Annotated in this window: 19 protein-coding genes; 3 read left to right on the forward strand and 16 right to left on the reverse strand. The window is 46.1% G+C overall.

The features are described 5' to 3' along the window. Positions 1-3: 3 nt before the first annotated feature. From rplV to rnr, 9 genes are all read right to left on the reverse strand, one after another. The gene (gene rplV, locus ACQEXP_RS13080) at positions 4-336 is read right to left on the reverse strand and encodes a 50S ribosomal protein L22 (RefSeq protein ID WP_004410462.1); all 333 of its coding nucleotides are present in this window, start codon (positions 334-336) and stop codon (positions 4-6) included. 10 nt (positions 337-346) lie between these two features. Continuing rightward, on the reverse strand, positions 347-625 hold the full coding sequence (gene rpsS / locus ACQEXP_RS13085; protein ID WP_004745876.1) for a 30S ribosomal protein S19: 279 nt from the start codon (positions 623-625) through the stop codon (positions 347-349). A 21-nt stretch (positions 626-646) separates the two neighbouring features. Further along, positions 647-1,471 carry a 50S ribosomal protein L2 gene (rplB, locus tag ACQEXP_RS13090; RefSeq protein ID WP_138972779.1) on the reverse strand — a complete coding sequence of 275 codons (825 nt, stop codon included), beginning with the start codon at positions 1,469-1,471 and terminating at the stop codon, positions 647-649. 16 nt (positions 1,472-1,487) lie between these two features. Continuing rightward, a complete protein-coding gene (gene rplW, locus ACQEXP_RS13095; protein ID WP_093278415.1) occupies positions 1,488-1,790 on the reverse strand; it encodes a 50S ribosomal protein L23 in 303 nt (100 codons plus the stop codon). Continuing rightward, positions 1,787-2,389 (reverse strand): 50S ribosomal protein L4, encoded by a 603-nt coding sequence (rplD, locus tag ACQEXP_RS13100; protein ID WP_138972778.1) that lies wholly within the window; start codon positions 2,387-2,389, stop codon positions 1,787-1,789. Before rplD ends, rplW begins: the two co-directional genes overlap by 4 nt. A gap of 17 nt (positions 2,390-2,406) precedes the next feature. Further along, a complete protein-coding gene (gene rplC / locus ACQEXP_RS13105) occupies positions 2,407-3,036 on the reverse strand; it encodes a 50S ribosomal protein L3 (protein WP_138972777.1) in 630 nt (209 codons plus the stop codon). Between the two features lie 14 nt (positions 3,037-3,050). After that, on the reverse strand, positions 3,051-3,362 hold the full coding sequence (rpsJ, locus tag ACQEXP_RS13110) for a 30S ribosomal protein S10 (protein WP_004410492.1): 312 nt from the start codon (positions 3,360-3,362) through the stop codon (positions 3,051-3,053). A 510-nt stretch (positions 3,363-3,872) separates the two neighbouring features. Continuing rightward, positions 3,873-4,610, reverse strand: coding sequence for a 23S rRNA (guanosine(2251)-2'-O)-methyltransferase RlmB (rlmB, locus tag ACQEXP_RS13115; RefSeq protein ID WP_426970357.1), 738 nt, complete (start codon positions 4,608-4,610; stop codon positions 3,873-3,875). 21 nt (positions 4,611-4,631) lie between these two features. Continuing rightward, the gene (gene rnr, locus ACQEXP_RS13120; protein WP_426952968.1) at positions 4,632-7,076 is read right to left on the reverse strand and encodes a ribonuclease R; all 2,445 of its coding nucleotides are present in this window, start codon (positions 7,074-7,076) and stop codon (positions 4,632-4,634) included. 252 nt (positions 7,077-7,328) lie between these two features. Here rnr and ACQEXP_RS13125 point away from each other — a divergent pair, with 252 nt between their 5' ends. After that, positions 7,329-8,738 carry an amidohydrolase gene (locus ACQEXP_RS13125; protein WP_426970359.1) on the forward strand — a complete coding sequence of 470 codons (1,410 nt, stop codon included), beginning with the start codon at positions 7,329-7,331 and terminating at the stop codon, positions 8,736-8,738. Between the two features lie 91 nt (positions 8,739-8,829). On the opposite strand, the gene motX is transcribed toward ACQEXP_RS13125, so the two are convergent. The 7 genes from motX to kefG form a co-directional block, all read right to left on the reverse strand. Then, positions 8,830-9,468 carry a flagellar protein MotX gene (motX, locus tag ACQEXP_RS13130; protein WP_138972774.1) on the reverse strand — a complete coding sequence of 213 codons (639 nt, stop codon included), beginning with the start codon at positions 9,466-9,468 and terminating at the stop codon, positions 8,830-8,832. 226 nt (positions 9,469-9,694) lie between these two features. After that, entirely contained in the window at positions 9,695-11,011 is a 1,317-nt protein-coding gene (locus ACQEXP_RS13135) for an adenylosuccinate synthase (protein WP_138972773.1), read from the reverse strand. Positions 11,012-11,183: 172 nt separating this feature from the next. After that, a complete protein-coding gene (locus tag ACQEXP_RS13140) occupies positions 11,184-12,125 on the reverse strand; it encodes an isoaspartyl peptidase/L-asparaginase family protein (RefSeq protein WP_426970361.1) in 942 nt (313 codons plus the stop codon). Positions 12,126-12,226: 101 nt separating this feature from the next. After that, the gene (slyD, locus tag ACQEXP_RS13145; RefSeq protein WP_269377097.1) at positions 12,227-12,814 is read right to left on the reverse strand and encodes a peptidylprolyl isomerase; all 588 of its coding nucleotides are present in this window, start codon (positions 12,812-12,814) and stop codon (positions 12,227-12,229) included. A gap of 93 nt (positions 12,815-12,907) precedes the next feature. After that, on the reverse strand, positions 12,908-13,102 hold the full coding sequence (locus ACQEXP_RS13150) for a YheV family putative zinc ribbon protein (protein WP_138972770.1): 195 nt from the start codon (positions 13,100-13,102) through the stop codon (positions 12,908-12,910). Between the two features lie 16 nt (positions 13,103-13,118). Next, positions 13,119-14,915 (reverse strand): glutathione-regulated potassium-efflux system protein KefB, encoded by a 1,797-nt coding sequence (gene kefB / locus ACQEXP_RS13155; RefSeq protein WP_426970364.1) that lies wholly within the window; start codon positions 14,913-14,915, stop codon positions 13,119-13,121. After that, complete coding sequence (gene kefG / locus ACQEXP_RS13160; RefSeq protein WP_426970366.1) at positions 14,905-15,492, reverse strand: glutathione-regulated potassium-efflux system ancillary protein KefG; 588 nt, start codon at positions 15,490-15,492, stop codon at positions 14,905-14,907. Before kefG ends, kefB begins: the two co-directional genes overlap by 11 nt. Positions 15,493-15,651: 159 nt before the next feature. Between kefG and ACQEXP_RS13165 the strand changes: the two genes are divergently transcribed. Together ACQEXP_RS13165 and ACQEXP_RS13170 are read left to right on the forward strand one after the other, a co-directional pair. Further along, positions 15,652-17,574 carry an ABC transporter ATP-binding protein gene (locus ACQEXP_RS13165; RefSeq protein ID WP_269377094.1) on the forward strand — a complete coding sequence of 641 codons (1,923 nt, stop codon included), beginning with the start codon at positions 15,652-15,654 and terminating at the stop codon, positions 17,572-17,574. Next, entirely contained in the window at positions 17,571-18,050 is a 480-nt protein-coding gene (locus ACQEXP_RS13170; protein ID WP_269377093.1) for a TIGR02444 family protein, read from the forward strand. The genes ACQEXP_RS13165 and ACQEXP_RS13170 overlap by 4 nt, the downstream gene beginning before the upstream one ends.

An 18,050-nucleotide genomic window follows, 5' to 3' on the forward strand; every position in this document is an offset into this window, starting at 1 on the left:
CTCTTAGCGATCTGCTACAACAACAGTGATGTGGCTTGAACGCTTCAAGATACGATCCGCACGACCTTTAGCACGAGGCATAATACGCTTCATGATTGGGCCTTCATCTACGAAGATTTTTGCGACATTTAGATCGTCAATATCTGCGCCTTCATTGTGCTCCGCGTTAGCGATAGCTGACTCAAGAACTTTCTTGATCAGTTCAGCAGCTTTTTTGTTGCTGAAAGTCAGGATTTCTAGAGCCTGGTCTACAGATTTTCCACGAATTTGGTCCGCAACTAAGCGAGCTTTCTGAGGCGAAATGCGAGCAAAGTTATGTTTAGCTAGTGCTTCCATCATCTACTCCTTAACGCTTCTTAGCTTTCTTATCCACGACATGGCCGCGGTAAGTACGTGTTGGTGCGAATTCACCCAGTTTGTGACCGATCATTTCTTCGGTTACGAATACTGGTACGTGCTGACGACCATTATGGACAGCGATGGTCAAACCGATCATCGTAGGGATGATCATTGAACGACGGGACCAAGTCTTAATAGGCTTTTTGTCTCCGCTTTCCACCGCTTTCTCTACCTTCTTCAGCAAGTGTAGGTCAATAAATGGACCTTTCTTGAGAGAACGTGGCATGGCGATTCCTCTTTAAATAGATTACTTGTTACGACGACGTACGATGTACTTGTCAGTGCGTTTGTTCTTACGAGTCTTGAAGCCTTTAGTTGGCTGACCCCATGGTGAAACTGGGTGACGACCACCAGAAGTACGGCCTTCACCACCACCGTGTGGGTGGTCTACTGGGTTCATCACAACACCACGAACGGTTGGACGAACACCGCGCCAGCGGTTAGCACCAGCTTTACCAAGTTCACGTAGCATGTGCTCAGAGTTACCAACTTCACCGATTGTTGCACGGCCTTCAGATAGTACTTTGCGCATTTCGCCAGAACGTAGACGGATAGTTACGTATGCACCGTCGCGAGCAACGATTTGAGCATATGCACCAGCCGAACGAGCTAGCTGACCACCTTTACCAGGTTTTAGTTCAACGTTGTGTACAGTTGAACCTACTGGGATGTTACGCATTGGTAGAGTGTTACCAGCTTTGATTGGTGCATCAACACCAGACTGGATAGCATCACCAGCTTGAACACCTTTAGGTGCTAGGATGTAACGACGCTCACCGTCTGCGTACAGAACTAGAGCGATGTTAGCGCTACGGTTTGGATCGTATTCTAGACGCTCAACTTTCGCTGGGATACCGTCTTTAGTACGTTTGAAGTCAATTACACGGTAGTGGTGCTTGTGACCACCGCCGATGTGACGTACTGTAATACGACCGTTGTTGTTACGACCACCGTTCTTAGAGTTTTTCTCTAGAAGAGGTGCGTATGGCTTGCCCTTGTGTAGGTCAGCGTTAACAACTTTAACAACGTGACGACGACCAGGGGAAGTCGGCTTACATTTAACAATAGCCATTTCTCAACTACTCCTGTTATTCCGCGCCGCCAACGAAGTCAAGATCTTGACCTTCTTTCAAAGTAACGTACGCTTTCTTAACGTCGCTGCGGCGACCTTGGCGTAGACCTTGACGTTTGGTCTTACCCTTATTGATAAGAGTATTTACAGACTTAACTTCAACTTCAAATAGCTTTTCTACAGCTGCTTTGATCTCTTTTTTAGTTGCATCTTTAGCTACTTTGAAAACGATAGTGTTCGCTTTCTCAGCTGCCATAGTTGCTTTTTCAGAGATGTGCGGTGCACGTAGAACTTTTAGGATACGCTCTTCAGTGATCATGCTAGCATCTCCTCAACTTGCTTAACTGCGTCTGCAGTCATTACAACTTTGTCGAACGCGATTAGAGACACTGGGTCGATACCAGCTACGTCACGTGCGTCAACTTTGTATAGGTTACGAGCAGCTAGGAATAGATTCTCATCTACTTCGCTAGTCACGATTAGAGCGTCTGTTAGCTCAAGCTCTTTCAGCTTAGCTACAAGCTCTTTAGTTTTTGGTGCTTCTACTGAGAAGTTATCAACAACGATTAGACGCTCTTGACGAACTAGCTCAGAAAGAATGCTCTTCATAGCACCACGGTACATTTTTTTGTTTACTTTTTGGCTGTGATCTTGTGGTTTCGCAGCAAAAGTAACACCACCTGTACGCCAGATTGGGCTACGAATTGTACCAGCACGAGCACGGCCAGTACCTTTTTGACGCCATGGCTTAGCGCCACCGCCAGATACTTCAGAACGTGTTTTCTGAGCACGTGTACCTTGACGAGCACCTGCTGCGTATGCAACAACTACTTGGTGTACAAGAGCTTCGTTAAACTCACGTCCGAAAGTAGTTTCGGAAACAGTTAGTGCATCAGCACCTTTAACCATTAGTTCCATTACTTACTCCTGAGACGTTATGCTTTAACAGCTGGTTTAACGATCACGTTGCCGCCAGTTGCGCCTGGGACTGCACCTTTAATAAGAAGCAGGTTGCGCTCAGCGTCAACACGTACGATCTCTAGGTTTTGAGTCGTTACACGCTCAGCACCCATGTGACCTGCCATTTTCTTGCCTTTAAATACGCGACCTGGAGTCTGACATTGACCGATAGAACCAGGAGCACGGTGAGACAATGAGTTACCGTGAGTAGCATCTTGAGTGCGGAAGTTCCAACGCTTAACAGCGCCTTGGAAACCTTTACCTTTAGATGTACCAGTAACGTCTACTTTCTTAGTATCGTTGAATAGTTCAACTGTTAGCTCAGCGCCAACTGCAAACTCTTCACCGTTTTCCAAACGGAATTCCCAAAGACCACGACCAGCTTCAACACCTGCTTTAGCAAAGTGACCTGCTTCTGGCTTAGTTACGCGGTTAGCTTTCTTAGCACCAGTAGTAACCTGGATTGCTGCGTAGCCATCTGTCTCAAGAGTTTTAACTTGAGAAACACGGTTAGCTTCAACCTCAACAACTGTTACTGGGATAGAAACGCCTTCTTCAGTAAATACGCGGGTCATGCCCACTTTACGACCGATTAGACCAATCATTCTTCTAATCTCCCTTAACCTAGGCTAATTTGAACGTCAACGCCCGCAGCAAGGTCTAGACGCATTAGAGCATCAACAGTTTTGTCTGTTGGCTCAACGATGTCGATTAGACGCTTGTGAGTACGGATTTCGTACTGGTCACGTGCTTTCTTGTTAACGTGTGGAGAGATAAGAACTGTGAAACGCTCTTTACGAGTAGGTAGTGGGATTGGACCACGAACCTGTGCGCCAGTGCGCTTAGCTGTTTCAACGATTTCCGCTGTAGAAGCATCGATTAGTTTGTAATCGAAAGCTTTTAGGCGGATACGGATACGTTGGTTCTGCATGAGACAGAGCTCCAATATTAAAAATTACACAAACAATATCGCCACTCAGACTCGTTAAAACGAGAGAATGCCGATTGATTCATGTGAAACCGTAGCATCCAAGATTAGGACGCATTGTCAGTTAATTTTCGATTAACCATCCCTATATGTCAGAGTCACCTCTGGGAATAGTTATTCCGAAGAATAGATAGCTAATTGTATTAACCGCGAACATAAGCTGAGTTTACATTACCTGACAAATCAATAAGATAAGTCAGCTCCTCGCTGCTCATTGGTTCACAACTGGCTTAACCAGTGCGCTGCATTATACAGATCACAGTTTTACTTGCAAGTGCTGGGTGAAAAATAAACGTAAAAGATGAACAAGCTGGTTGCTAACAGCGTCTCTTTTTCAGCACGCGACTCCAATCAAAGCCTCTTGGTCTCAAATTCATGCGCTCTAAAAAAAATGCAGCCTGAATAAACAGTCTGCATTTTTGTACATAGAGGGCGAAGCTGGCTCTTAGCCAGTTACGCGAGTCTCTGGCGTACCGCTTCAAACAAACAAATGCCTGAAGCAACTGATACGTTCAAGCTTGAAACGGTTCCAGCCATAGGGATTTTAATCAGGTCATCGCAGGTTTCGCGAGTTAGTCGGCGCATGCCGTCCCCCTCAGCCCCCATAACAATAGCAAGTGGGCCAGTCAGTTTCGCTTGATAAATGTCATGAGTCGCTTCACCCGCGGTGCCTACAAACCAAATGCCCTGCTCTTGTAGCGTACGCATTGTACGAGCGAGGTTAGTCACTCGGACTAGCGGTACCATTTCAGCCGCACCACAAGCCACTTTACTTACTGTCGCCGTAATGTTGGCAGAGCGGTCTTTAGGCACAATCACCGCAGCCACGCCAGCCGCGTCTGCATTACGCAAACAAGCACCTAGGTTATGCGGATCAGTGACACCATCTAACACCAATAAAAGCGGAGCTTCGTGTTGAGCAAGGATGTCATCAAGGTCATGTTCGTTGAGCTGTTTCGCTGGCTTAACACGAGCCATAATACCTTGGTGGTTTGCCCCACTCGCTTTTTCGTCCAACGTCTTGCGCGTCATCTGTTGGATCGAGACACCACAAACGTTAAGTTCATTTAGGATCGGCATCAGGCGTTCGTCTTGGCGACCTTTAAGCACAAACGCTTCAATAAAGCGCTCTGGTTCACGACTTAGTACTGCTTTAACTGCGTGAATACCGTAAATATATTCGTTACTCATTTAAAAACCTGTTCGTTTAGTTCACTGTGCTGCTTTTTTGCTACGTTTGGTCTTCTTCGGCTTATTGCCAGCTTTCTTCTTGCGAGCTTTTGTCACCTTAGGCTTTTTCGCTGCCTCTTTAGGTTCAGGTCGCTTAGTCGGCTCGACTTCTGCCGCCGCTCGTCCACCCTTGGTCGCAACACGTTTTTTCTCTTTGGCTTTTCTCTTTGCCTCTGCGACACGTTTCTTGGCCGTCTTTCCTTCGCCGCGTAGCTTACGACTTGTTTCTACTAATTCAAAGTCTATTTGTCTGTCATCCAGATTGACCGACAGGACTTTCACTTTGACTGCGTCACCCAAGCGATAAATCGCACCAAAGCTTTCCCCGATAAGTCTTTGACCGATAGGATCAAATTGATAGTAATCATTAGCAAGAGCCGAAATATGCACTAATCCATCAATGTGCAAATCCGTTAAACGAACAAAGAATCCAAAACCGGTAACGTTGGCAATTACGCCTTCTAGCTCTTCACCGACGTGATCTTGCATGTATTCACATTTCAGCCAATCAGAGACTTCACGGGTGGCATCGTCAGCTCGTCGCTCTGTCATCGAACACTGCTCGCCGTAGAAATCCATATCATCGAATGAGTAGTGGTAACCCCCCGTCGGCGTCCAACGGTCTTGATTACGTCCCTCTTCTTTCGCGATGAGATACTTGATTGCACGATGTAGCAACAAGTCTGGGTAGCGACGGATAGGAGAAGTAAAATGTGCGTAACGTTTCAGTGCCAAACCGAAGTGGCCACAGTTATCCGCGTTGTACACCGCTTGCTTCATTGAACGAAGCAACATGGTTTGAATGAGCTCCCTGTCTTGACGCTCAGCAATCTGTTTCACCAGATCAGCATAGTCTGTTGGTGACGGCTCCAAACCACCATTCAGGTGCAAGCCCAACTCGCCTAAGAAATCGCGGAAACCTTGTAGGCGAAGTTCACCTGGAGATTCATGGATACGATACAGCGCGGCTTCTTTTGCTTTCTCAACCAAAGATGCTGACGCGATGTTTGCCAAAATCATACATTCCTCGATGAGCTTATGCGCATCGTTACGAATGACGGGCTCAATACTCTCTATCTTGCGCTCCGCATTGAAAATGAACTTGGTTTCTACCGTTTCGAATTCAATCGCACCACGGTTATCGCGAGCGCGTTTCAGCACTTTGTACATTTTGTGCAGTTCTTCTAGGTGAGGAACTAATGGCTCATAACGAGTTCGTAGTTCTTCATTTCCCTCAAGAATGTCATGCACCTTGCTGTAAGTCAGACGAGCATGAGAGTTCATCACCGCTTCGTAGTGTTTGTAACCCGACAGCTTACCTGACTCTGATATCGTCATTTCACACACCATACACAAGCGGTCAACCTGCGGGTTAAGTGAACAGAGACCATTTGACAGAACCTCTGGCAACATAGGTACAACTTGCGATGGGAAGTAAACTGAGTTACCACGATTAATTGCTTCTTTATCTAAAGCGGTATCCGGTCTTACGTAGTAGCTCACATCTGCGATGGCGACCCATAAACGCCAGCCGCCACCTTTTTTCGCTTCACAGTAAACGGCATCATCGAAGTCTCGCGCATCTTCGCCATCGATTGTCACGAGTGGCAACTCACGGAGGTCAACACGCCCTACTTTCGCTTCTTCAGGCACTTCTTCGCCTAAGTTGGCGATCTGCTTATCTACAGCCTCAGGCCATTCGTGTGGGATCTGATGTGTACGAATCGCGATTTGTGTCTCCATACCCGGCGCCATGTTTTCGCCAAGTACTTCAATAACCTTACCCATCATACCGCGTGAGCGCGTTCCGCGATCGGTAATCTCGATAACAACGACATTACCCATACGTGCACCTGCACGTAAATCGTTCGGGATCAGAATGTCCTGTGAGATTCGAGAGTCATCAGGCACAACATATGAGTAGCCATATTCCATAAAGAAACGTCCTACTATTTGAGTCTGACGCTCTTCTAAAACGCGAACTAACCGACCTTCCTTACGTCCGCGCTTAGAGTTTTCGGTTGGCTGAACCAGTACATAATCACCGTGGATGATATTTTTCATTTGGTGATGAGGCAGAACAATATCATTATCCTTGCCCACACTGCCTTCTGGACGCACCCAACCATGACCATCTTTGTGGCCAATTACGTAGCCCTTCACCATCTCCAGTTTTTCTGGCAAGGCGTAGCACTGACGACGCGTAAAGACCAGCTGTCCATCACGCTCCATCGCACGCAGTCTGCGACGCAGACCTTCATAGTGCTCTTCTCCATTCAACTGCAATGCGTCAAATAGATCGTTGCGGTTCATGGGAACACCCGCTTGATGCAAAAACTCTAGAATAAACTCTCGGCTTGGGATTGGGTTTTCGTAGTTCTCCGACTCACGATCTGCAAATGGGTCGTTAGGAATAATGTCTGACATAGGCGCGCCTAAAATGTAAGGAAGGTTATAGCAACTAGTATATCTGAGTCCCGGTATAAGCTACAGGTCAGCAAGGTTAAAAACGTGTTTTTTCAACGTATTTTTCATAACTTAGCATCGTTTTTCACAAGCCTTTATATCATAGGATAAAGATCACATTTCGTTGCAAGCCCTATGGCAAACGATTGCAGCAAGTAAAGAAAGGGGTATGATTCAGGAAAATTTTACTTACCTTTTACCACGAGTATGACTATGAGTATCAAACGCTCCCTTCTTTCAACGGCCATCGCCAGCTTTATTTCTATTTCTATCTCTGCCTTTGCCAGTGAGCAAGTAGACCTAATGATCACTGACGCAATGGTTCTGACCATGAACCAAGACAAAACGATTTACCAAAATGGTACTGTGGTCGTAAATGGCAATAAGATTATCGCGGTGGGTGACAGTGAACTAGCAAATAAATATCAAGCACTTACCACTCTCGATGTTGATGGCGACATTGTCATGCCAGGTCTAATTAATACTCATACTCATGTTTCTATGACCGTATTTCGTTCACTCGGCGATGACGTCCCTGATCGCCTCCATCGCTACATCTTTCCACTGGAATCAAAGTTAGTCTCTCGCGACATGGTAAGAATTGGCGCAAACCTAGGTAACGTAGAAATGGTCAAAGGGGGCGTAACCACTTACGCTGACATGTACTATTTTGAAGATGAAGTGGCTAAGACTGTTGATCAAATTGGCATGCGTGCAATTCTTGGTGAAACCGTGATTAAGTTTCCTGTCGCTGACGCAGCAAATGCTGATGAAGGCATCAAATACGCGCTGAATTTTATTCAACAGTACAAAGATCACCCACGCATTACCCCAGCTTTTGCTCCTCACGCGCCTTACACCAACACCACTGAGACCTTGCAAAAAGTGGCTAAGTTGTCACTTGAGCATGATGTACCAGTCATGATTCACCTTGCTGAATCACATCGTGAAGAAGAGAAGATCGCCGAGCGTGCTAACGGGATGTCACCCGTTCAATATATGCACAGCATTGGCGCTTTGAATGAGAACCTAGTCGGTGCACATATGATTTTGGTCGATGATGAAGATATCAAATTGGTCAAAGAGTCGAACATGGGCGTTGCCCACAATATGAGTGCTAACATCAAATCCGCGAAAGGCGTATCGCCAGCACTCAAGATGTATGATGAAGGCGTACGTATTGGACTTGGTACTGATGGTCCAATGTCGGGTAATACTCTGAGCACAATCGATGAATTCAACCAAGTCGCCAAGGTTCACAAGCTAGTCAACAAGGATCGTGCCGCAATGCCACCACTCAAAGTGATCGATATGGCAACGATGGGCGCAGCCAAAGCGTTACACATGGAAGATAAAATTGGTTCACTAGAAGTCGGTAAGTTAGCAGATATTATCGTTGTGGATACCAAAGCGCCGAATATGGTTCCAGTTTACAACCCTTACTCTGCACTGGTTTATTCAGCCAACTCAGCCAATGTACGCCACTCAATTGTCGATGGTAAGCTTCTGATGAAAGACCGTAATATGCTAACGGTCGATGAAGCGGCTATTCGCCAAGAAGCCATTGAATTTACCAAAATCGTGCGCAAGACCGTGATCGATTCCGGTGAGATTGTTCAATAACCTATCTTTCAAATAACAATGCCCAGCAAACGCTGGGCATTGTTGTTTCTCAAACCACTCTGAGTGCAGGAAGAGTCGTTGTGATTTTAAACTACCAGAAAGTGTCGCGCTTCTTAGCTCGGGCAACAATATTCTGCGGCATTCGTCGCTCTAATCCCTGCCTAAGTACACTAATACGCTTATGGGTTCGCTGGTCTGCCGTCACCGAATTATAAAGCCAGCGATAAGCATCTTCGTAATCAAGTGGACTCCCATAATCACGCAGCAATAGCTCCGCCAAATGAATTCGAGCATTGAGGTTCCCCATCGATGCCGCTTCACGCAAATATGGAATCGCACGTTCTTTATCTTGCTGAACTAATGTTCCACGAGAATAGTAACGACCAATTTGTTCAAGTGCGGCGGGCAAACCTTGATGAGCAGCATTTTCCATGTAATAGAGACCTAACTCTACATCCTGATCAACACAGACCCCCCACGCCAGCATATCTCCGTATAAAAACTCATACGCAGGTAAGCTAATGCGAGTCGCACGTGCAACAATATCCTCAACAAGCTGGCAGTTATCGGCTTTAACGCGTTCTAAATGCTGGTTGTTGTTGATAAGGTTAATTAGTTCGGCTTCGGTATAAATTGGTATCGGCTCACCGATCTCAGACAACTCATTTGCCTGTACCACTGAGGCACTAAACGCCAACACCATCGAAGCAGCTAATTTTCTTAGCTTCATTTTCTGCACTCTTAACTTCGACTATGGACACTAACCCGAGGTCAGCATCAGATTTGCCACTTACGCGGCAAGCTTGATACTAGTATCGGCAACTGGTGCTAACTCTTTAATCAAAATTGCCGCTCTATGGCAAATTGTTGCCATAAGTATCGAGAATCGCAAGAAAAATAGACATAAAAAAACCGGTGCTTAGCACCGGTTTCTAATAACTGATAACAATCAATAATTAAGATTCGAATGGGTGAACCTTGATGATTGTTTCGTTACGGTCAGGACCAGTAGAGATGATATCTACAGTTACGCCTGTTAGCTCTTCAATACGCTTGATGTAATCTAGAGCCGCTTTTGGTAACGCATCAATAGATGTCGCGCCAAATGTGTTCTCTGACCAACCTGGCATAGTTTCGTAGATTGGTGTCGCTTCTTCAAATGCTTCTGCAGCCATTGGAGAAACTTCTAGGATAGAACCATCTTTCATCTTGTAGCCAGTACAGATTTTTAGCTCTTCCAAACCATCTAGAACGTCTAGTTTAGTTAGACAGAAACCAGAAATAGAGTTGATTTGTACCGCACGGCGCATTGCTACTGCATCGAACCAACCTGTACGACGTAGACGACCAGTTGTCGCGCCGAACTCTTGGCCAACACTACCAAGGTGCTTACCTACTGGGTCTTGCTTATCTAGACCATCGTAAAGTTCTGTTGGGAATGGACCAGAACCTACGCGAGTACAGTACGCTTTAGTAATACCAAGAATGTAACCAATGTGACGAGGACCGAAACCAGAACCCGCAGCAACACCACCAGCAGTTGTGTTAGAAGAAGTTACGTATGGGTATGTACCGTGGTCGATATCTAGTAGTGTACCTTGAGCACCTTCAAACATGATCTTGTCGCCGCGCTTACGTGCTGCATCAAGTTCATTAGTTACGTCGATAACCATAGAAGTAAGTAGGTCAGCGTAACCCATGCATTGCTCTAGAACTTCGTCATAGCTTACTGTTTCAGCTTTGTAGAAGTGCTCTAGCTGGAAGTTATGGAATTCCATGACTTCTTTTAGCTTCTCTGCGAAAACTTCTTTATCGAATAGGTCGCCAACACGTAGACCGCGACGAGCAACTTTATCTTCGTAAGCTGGACCGATACCACGACCCGTTGTACCAATTGCTTTGTTACCACGAGCGATTTCACGCGCTTGGTCAATAGCGATATGGTAAGGAAGAATTAGAGGACAAGCTTCAGAAACGAAAAGACGCTCACGCACCGGAATACCGCGCTCTTCTAGAGGCTTCATTTCTTTAATTAAAGCTTCAGGTGATAGTACAACACCATTGCCGATAACACATTTGATGTTATCGCGAAGGATACCTGATGGAATCAAGTGAAGAACGGTTTTTTGACCGTCAATGACTAGAGTGTGGCCTGCATTGTGACCGCCTTGGTAACGAACCACATATTTTGCATCTTCAGTTAAAAGGTCAACAATTTTACCTTTACCTTCGTCACCCCATTGGGTGCCTAGAACGACTACGTTATTTCCCATCTTTCCAGTTCTGATTGCTAGTTAAAAATGGATTCTAGCACCGAATCACATTTCTTGCAGTCATTTTTTAATCATGCAAGTGTAATATGGTGCTAATCCATTAGAGATTAATATAAGACCGAAATAAATCAGTCCGTTAGGTAAACTTTTAGAGCTATCGTCTTTTATTTGGCTATTCATCAGCATAGATTTTAACGGTCAAATGACCATTAACATCGATACCTGCGCGATACATTCCCGAGCTATTCATCGCGTAATGTAACTCGCCTTGAGCATCAACGGCGATTAAGCCGCCTTCCCCACCCATTTGTTTTAATTCACCCTGAATCACGGTTTCACACGCGGTATGAACATCTTGTTTCAAATAACGCATTCTAGCTGCGACATCACCAGCGACCGTTTTACGGATAAAGTATTCGCCCATGCCGGTTGTTGAGACCGCAACATTACCATTCTCTGCGTACGTTCCCGCACCAATGATCGATGAATCACCAACACGACCATACTTTTTGTTGGTGATGCCGCCAGTGCTTGTTGCTGCTGCAAGATTTCCATGCTGATCTAAGGCCACGGCGCCAACGGTGCCGTATTTTTTATCATCTGGGTATTTAGATTCTGAGAGTGCAAAGAGCCCTTTCTCTTTCATTGACAGTAGCTGCTCATAGCGACGCTCGGTGAAAAAGTAGTCTTGCTCGGTATACTCATAGCCGAGTTCAAAAGCGAACTCCTCAGCTCCGTCTCCAATCAGCAATACATGATTGCTTTTTTTCATCACATCACGCGCAAGCTCAATGGGATTACGAACATGACGCACTCCAGCAACAGCGCCTGCATCTAGCTCTTTACCGTGCATGACTGAAGCATCCATTTCAACCATCTCTTTGTGGGTCAAGACAGATCCTCTACCGGCGTTGAAGTTTACCGAATCCTCTAAAACCTTGACTGCAGCGACTACCGCATCTAGTGCATCGCCTGATTCAAGTAGTATTTTATGACCAGCACGAACAGACGTTTCAAGATCGGCCAAAATCGAGGCTTTCAGCTCTTCACTCATCTGCTCACGTAAGATAGTCCCTGCACCGCCATGAATAGCGATAGAGAAAGGTTGAGTCATCGTCGATATCTCCAGTACATCTCGCGGGGTTAATCACAAAAAAAGGCGCTTCCCAACATAATGGGAAACGCCTTCTCTAACGCTTAGCTAGACACTAACAATTAGTGTGAGCCACAGCTACCGCCACCGCAGCAGCCATCTTTTTTCTCAGCACCGTGGTCATGGCCTTCGCCACCACAACAGCCACCCTCGTGGTCGTGGTCATGGTGATGACCACAGCCACCAGCTTGATGAACGTGACCGTGTTCGATTTCTTCTTGAGTCGCTTCACGTACTGCTACAACTTCCACGTCAAATGTTAGCGTTTGACCTGCAAGCATGTGGTTACCATCAACAACCACTTCGTCGCCATCAACTTCTGTTACTTCAACAGGGATTGGACCTTGATCTGTATCCGCTAGGAAACGCATACCTACTTCAATCTGGTCAACACCTTGGAATACTTCCGCTGGAACGCGTTGTACTAGTGCGTCGTTGTGCTCACCGTAAGCTTCTTCTGGAGAAACTGTCACAGAGAACTTAGCACCTGCTTCTTTACCTTCTAGCGCTGTTTCAAGACCAGTGATTAGGTTGTCATTGCCGTGAAGGTAATCTAGTGGCGCTTCAGCTGTAGATTGATCAACGACTACACCGTCTTCCAGTTTTACTTGGTAAGCAAGACTTACAACTACGTTCTTTTCAATTTTCATATTGACTCCAAGGAGGATAAAGGACCCTAACATTCGTTAGCGTCGGCATACTTTCTACGGGGCATATTATGGGGATGATTTAGAGAAACACAATCAGTCCGGCTTAAAAATACCGATCATATTTTGCCCACCATGGTCGCTACTATCAACCGATTGTGGTGTACGTTGATCCTGATGACCGCACTCAACACACTCTACTAATTCAATATTATTCTCTATCCACCAGCGTAAAGTGTCTTGTTGTGAACACTTTGGACAACTAGCGCCTGCGATAAATCTTTTTTTCATTTCTCTCGTTTCACTGTTAATCCCAGAAGTTTTTTGATTGCTGATCGTTTTCTAACTCACGACCAAAAATCTCTTCCAGTTCTTTTCGGGCTTCTTTGGCTCTTTGGGCCAATTGTTTATCATCATTATGCTGAGGAAGCAGCTCTTTCAGCATAGCATTATCAAGTTTTCTAAAGTGCGCTTCAGCTCTCTTTGCCTGATACGGGTGCATACCTAAACTAACGAGAGCCTGTCGACCAAGATCCAGCGCCCCTAAGAAAGTCTCACGCGAGTAACTGTCAACACCTTGGCTCAGTAGTTGGTATGCCTCGACACGACTTCGTGCTCGGGCTAATAGTTTCAAGCGCGGAAAATGCGTCTGACACAATCCAATAATCTTCATGATTTCATCAGGTGAATCGGTACAAATTATCATTGCCTCGGCTTTATCCGCACCAGCGGCTCTTAATAAGTCGAGTTGAGTCGCGTCACCATAAAATACTTTGTAGCCATATTTACGCAGTAACTTAATCTGGCTCGCATCACTTTCGAGTACCGTCACTTTAATTTTGTTGGCATACATCAGACGGCCGACAATCTGCCCAAAACGCCCAAAGCCCGCAATAATCACTCTTGGCTGCTTGTTGACGACGTCACTTTGCAACCCACCCTCAGTGTCGGTATTAAGTCCTCGTGCATACCAGCGGCTTTGTGCCATCAATAATAATGGCGTCGTGACCATGGATAAACTAACCACTACCAAAAGAAACGCGGTTTGCTGTTGGTCGAGTAATCCTTCACTACTTGCTGCGGTAAAAATAACGAATGCGAACTCGCCACCCTGACTAAGAATTGCCGCCATTTTGCTGCGAGATTTTGCTCGACTACCAGACAAACGCGCAAGTAGGTAAAGAATCAGACCTTTTACAACCACTAAACCAATGACCGCAGACAGCACGGCAATGGGTTGCAAAGCCAACAGACCAAGATTCACCGCCATACCAACAGCGATAAAGAACAACCCAAGCAATAGCCCTTTGAACGGTTCGATGGCAATTTCTAACTCGTGTCGATACTCACTTTCCGCCAAGAGAACCCCGGCAAGAAACGTCCCCAACGCCATAGAAAGACCGAGTTGCTTCATTGATAGGGCAATGCCAATCACAAGCAGTAATGCAGCTACGGTAAAGAGTTCACGTACACCACTGAGTACAACATATCGAAACAGAGGTCTCAGTAGGAAGTGACCGCCAATTAATAATCCCCCCACGCCTGCAAGCATCCATATCGCATCAAGCCAATCTCCAGCGGTATTCCCCGCTAAGACAGGAAGCAGTGCAAGCATTGGGATCACAGCAATGTCTTGAAATAGTAAGACCGCAAAACCTGATTGACCGGTTTCACTGCCTCCCAGACCTTGCTCTTCAATGACTTTTAAGGCGATAGCGGTGGATGACAACGCGAGCCCCATGCCAATAATTAAACTGGTTTGCCAAGATGCTCCCACAACATAGGCAACGCTGGCGATAACCGCGGTTGTCACCACGACTTGCGCACCACCTAATCCAAGGATAGGGCCTTTCATTTGAAGCAGTTTTTTCGGATTTAATTCGAGTCCAATCAGAAACAGCAGCAACACCACGCCAAACTCAGCGAAATGGAGAATAGCGTCGACATCTCTGATTAAACCAAGTCCCCACGGGCCGATGGCAACACCCGCCAATAGATAGCCAAGAACGGAACCGAGACCAAGGCGCTGAGCAAGAGGAACAGCAACAACAGCTGCGGTCAGGAAAATAACGCTACTCTGTAGAAAATCATTCTCAAGCGCCATTTTGCCCCCCAACCATCTCAGCCACTTCGTTCTGAAGTGGCTCACTCAGCCATAGGCGGTAACGCTCAGCATGCTGATAACGTTCCATTTCAGACACATTTCGTGCCCAGTACAAGACCAGTGGTTCTATCCAATGCATCTGGCACAAGGCCGCCGTCAATTCAAATGGTTGCAAAATTTCCGATAGCGGGTAGCGGTTATAGCCCGTCTTACCGAAAGCTCCTTCTTGGCCCCCAGTCGTGATCACGCTTCGCCAATACTTACCCTTTAAAGCTTCACCTTTACCAAAGGCAAAGCCTTTTCCGAGAACACGGTCTAGCCACTCTTTAAGCAACGCAGGACAGGAATACATAAAGAGTGGATGGTGGAAAACAATCACATCATGCTCAGCCAGTAATTTTTGTTCCGCACTGACATCAATAAAGAAGTCTGGATAATGCGCATAAAGATCGTGCACAGTGACGTGATCAAGCGATTCTATTTTCTTGATCATCATTTGGTTAGCCACAGACGTTTGTGACTCAGGGTGAGCATACAACACCAATACCTTGGGCTTATCGGAGGATAGAGTTTGCATTCGTTCGACAGCAATCCTTTTACTGTTTATAGCCTACTAAGCATTATTTATCGTTATCAGTTTGTTATACGTTGTTAGTCGTGATAACGCAATGATCGACATAGCTTGTTAAGTACCCTACTATTCGACGCAATACGAGTAACGACAAAGCAAAAGATTATGATTACCTTCTCTGGCATCCAGCTTCTTCGCGGTGGTAAACCACTTCTTGAACAAGCTTCAGCAACCATCCAGCCTGGCGATAAAGTCGGTTTGGTCGGAAAAAATGGTTGTGGTAAATCCACACTGTTCGCCCTGATCAAGGATGAACTTTCTATTGATGCGGGTAACTTTAGCAAACCCGCACACTGGGAGATGGCTTGGGTAGCACAGGAAACCCCAGCGTTAGAGCGCAGCGCTATTGAATACGTCATTGATGGTGACCGAGAGTATCGCCGTCTAGAATCGGAGTTACTCGATGCCGAGCAAAAAGATCACGGCACATTGGTCGCTGAAATACATGGTCAAATAGAAACCATTGGCGGCTACAGCATTCGGGCTCGAGCGGCGGAGCTCCTTGACGGCCTTGGTTTTAGCCAGCAGCAAATGAGTTGGAACTTAACTCAGTTCTCCGGCGGCTGGCGTATGCGTCTTAACTTGGCACAAGCTCTTCTATGTCGCTCAGATCTACTGCTACTCGATGAGCCAACCAACCACTTAGACCTTGATGCGGTTATGTGGCTAGAACGCTGGCTACAAAATTACCCAGGTACGCTGGTTCTAATCTCTCACGACCGCGATTTCTTAGATCCTATCGTAGGTCGAATCATTCACGTCGAGAACCAGAGACTAAATGAGTACACGGGTAACTACTCATCATTTGAAGAGCAGCGTGCTCAAAAACTGATTCTGCAACAAGCTCAGTTTGAGAAGCAGCAAAAGCAGATGTCCCACATGCAAAGCTACATTGACCGTTTCCGCTACAAAGCCTCGAAAGCGCGTCAAGCTCAAAGCCGAATTAAAGCGCTGGAGCGTATGGAGAAAGTTCTGCCCGCCCAGTTGGATAATCCATTCAGTTTCCAGTTCCGCGATCCGGATGCACTTCCTAACCCAATCATCATGATGGACGAAGTCTCGGCGGGATATAGTGACAATCTGATTTTAGAAAAGATTCGCCTTAACTTGGTGCCTGGTAGTCGAATTGGCTTACTTGGACGTAATGGTGCGGGTAAATCGACCCTGATTAAGCTTCTTTCTCGAGAACTCAAACCTCAAGGTGGTGACTTAACCTACTCGCAAGGGGTTAAGATTGGCTACTTTGCACAGCACCAGCTAGAAACTTTGCACCCAGAGGAAACGCCTCTACAACACATGATGCAAATTGCGCCTGACAAAAACGAACTAGAGCTACGTAATTACCTCGGCAGTTTTGGCTTTCAAGGTGATAAAGCACTAGAAAAAGTCGCCCCTTTTTCTGGCGGTGAAAAAGCGCGTCTTGTTCTCGCTCTGATTGTTTGGCAAAAACCAAACCTTTTACTTCTCGACGAACCAACCAACCACCTCGATCTCGATATGCGTCAAGCCTTGACTATGGCACTACAAACGTTCGAAGGCGCAATGGTCATTGTTTCACACGACCGCTACTTACTTCGTGCGACAACAGACGATCTTTACTTGGTTCACGATCGCCAAGTGGCTCCATTTGATGGTGACCTAAACGATTACTACAAGTGGCTGACTGAACAACAAAAATCGGAGCGCCGCGAAGCGCAAGCACAACAACCAGAGAAAAAATCTGAAAACAGTGCAGCGGCGAAAAAAGACCAAAAACGCCGTGAAGCGGAATTTCGCAAACAGACAGCACCTATTCGCAAAAACCTGACAAAACTTGAAGAGAAAATGGATAAGTTGGGAGAAGCCTTGGCACAAGCAGAGGCCCAATTATCAGATAACTCACTTTATGACGCCGAAAATAAAGCTAAACTTAACCAAGTACTAGCGCTTCAAGCTGAAAGTAAAAGCTCACTTGAAGAGGTCGAAATAGAGTGGATGGCTCTTCAGGAAGAGCTAGAGCAGATGGAACAGGAGTTCAATAGTCAATGAGTTCAAAGCCCGCCTCAATTTCTCTAACACTCGAACGCTTATGGCAATTTAGCCTACAGTACTATAGCGTGCGAGAAGTCAAAGAGGCGTGCTTACATCTGCAAAACCAATTTAAAGGCAACGTTAACCTGCTGTTGTTACTCAAGTGGCTTGATGAACAGCAGGTCTGCTTTGGCGAAGAGGACTGGCATCGCGTAGAAGAGTGTTTAGGCCGTTCCGAAGCCTTACTTCTTAGCTATAGGGAGTTACGACGTAAGTTGAAGTTCCACCTGCCTGACACTCTGTATCGCGAGTCACTCCAATTTGAGTTGCAACTAGAAAAGCAGCAACAATCCGATCTGGTTGACTGTATTAACACCATCGAGTTGAGTGTAAATCACGCAGAACCCCTGACCTTGCGCTACTGCCGTCAATTAGGTGGCGAACAACTCTATTCTGCCTTTGCCGAACCCATAGACAACATTGCCAACCTGTAG

This window comes from Vibrio sp. TRT 1302 (assembly GCF_050113875.1).
Classification (GTDB): domain Bacteria; phylum Pseudomonadota; class Gammaproteobacteria; order Enterobacterales; family Vibrionaceae; genus Vibrio.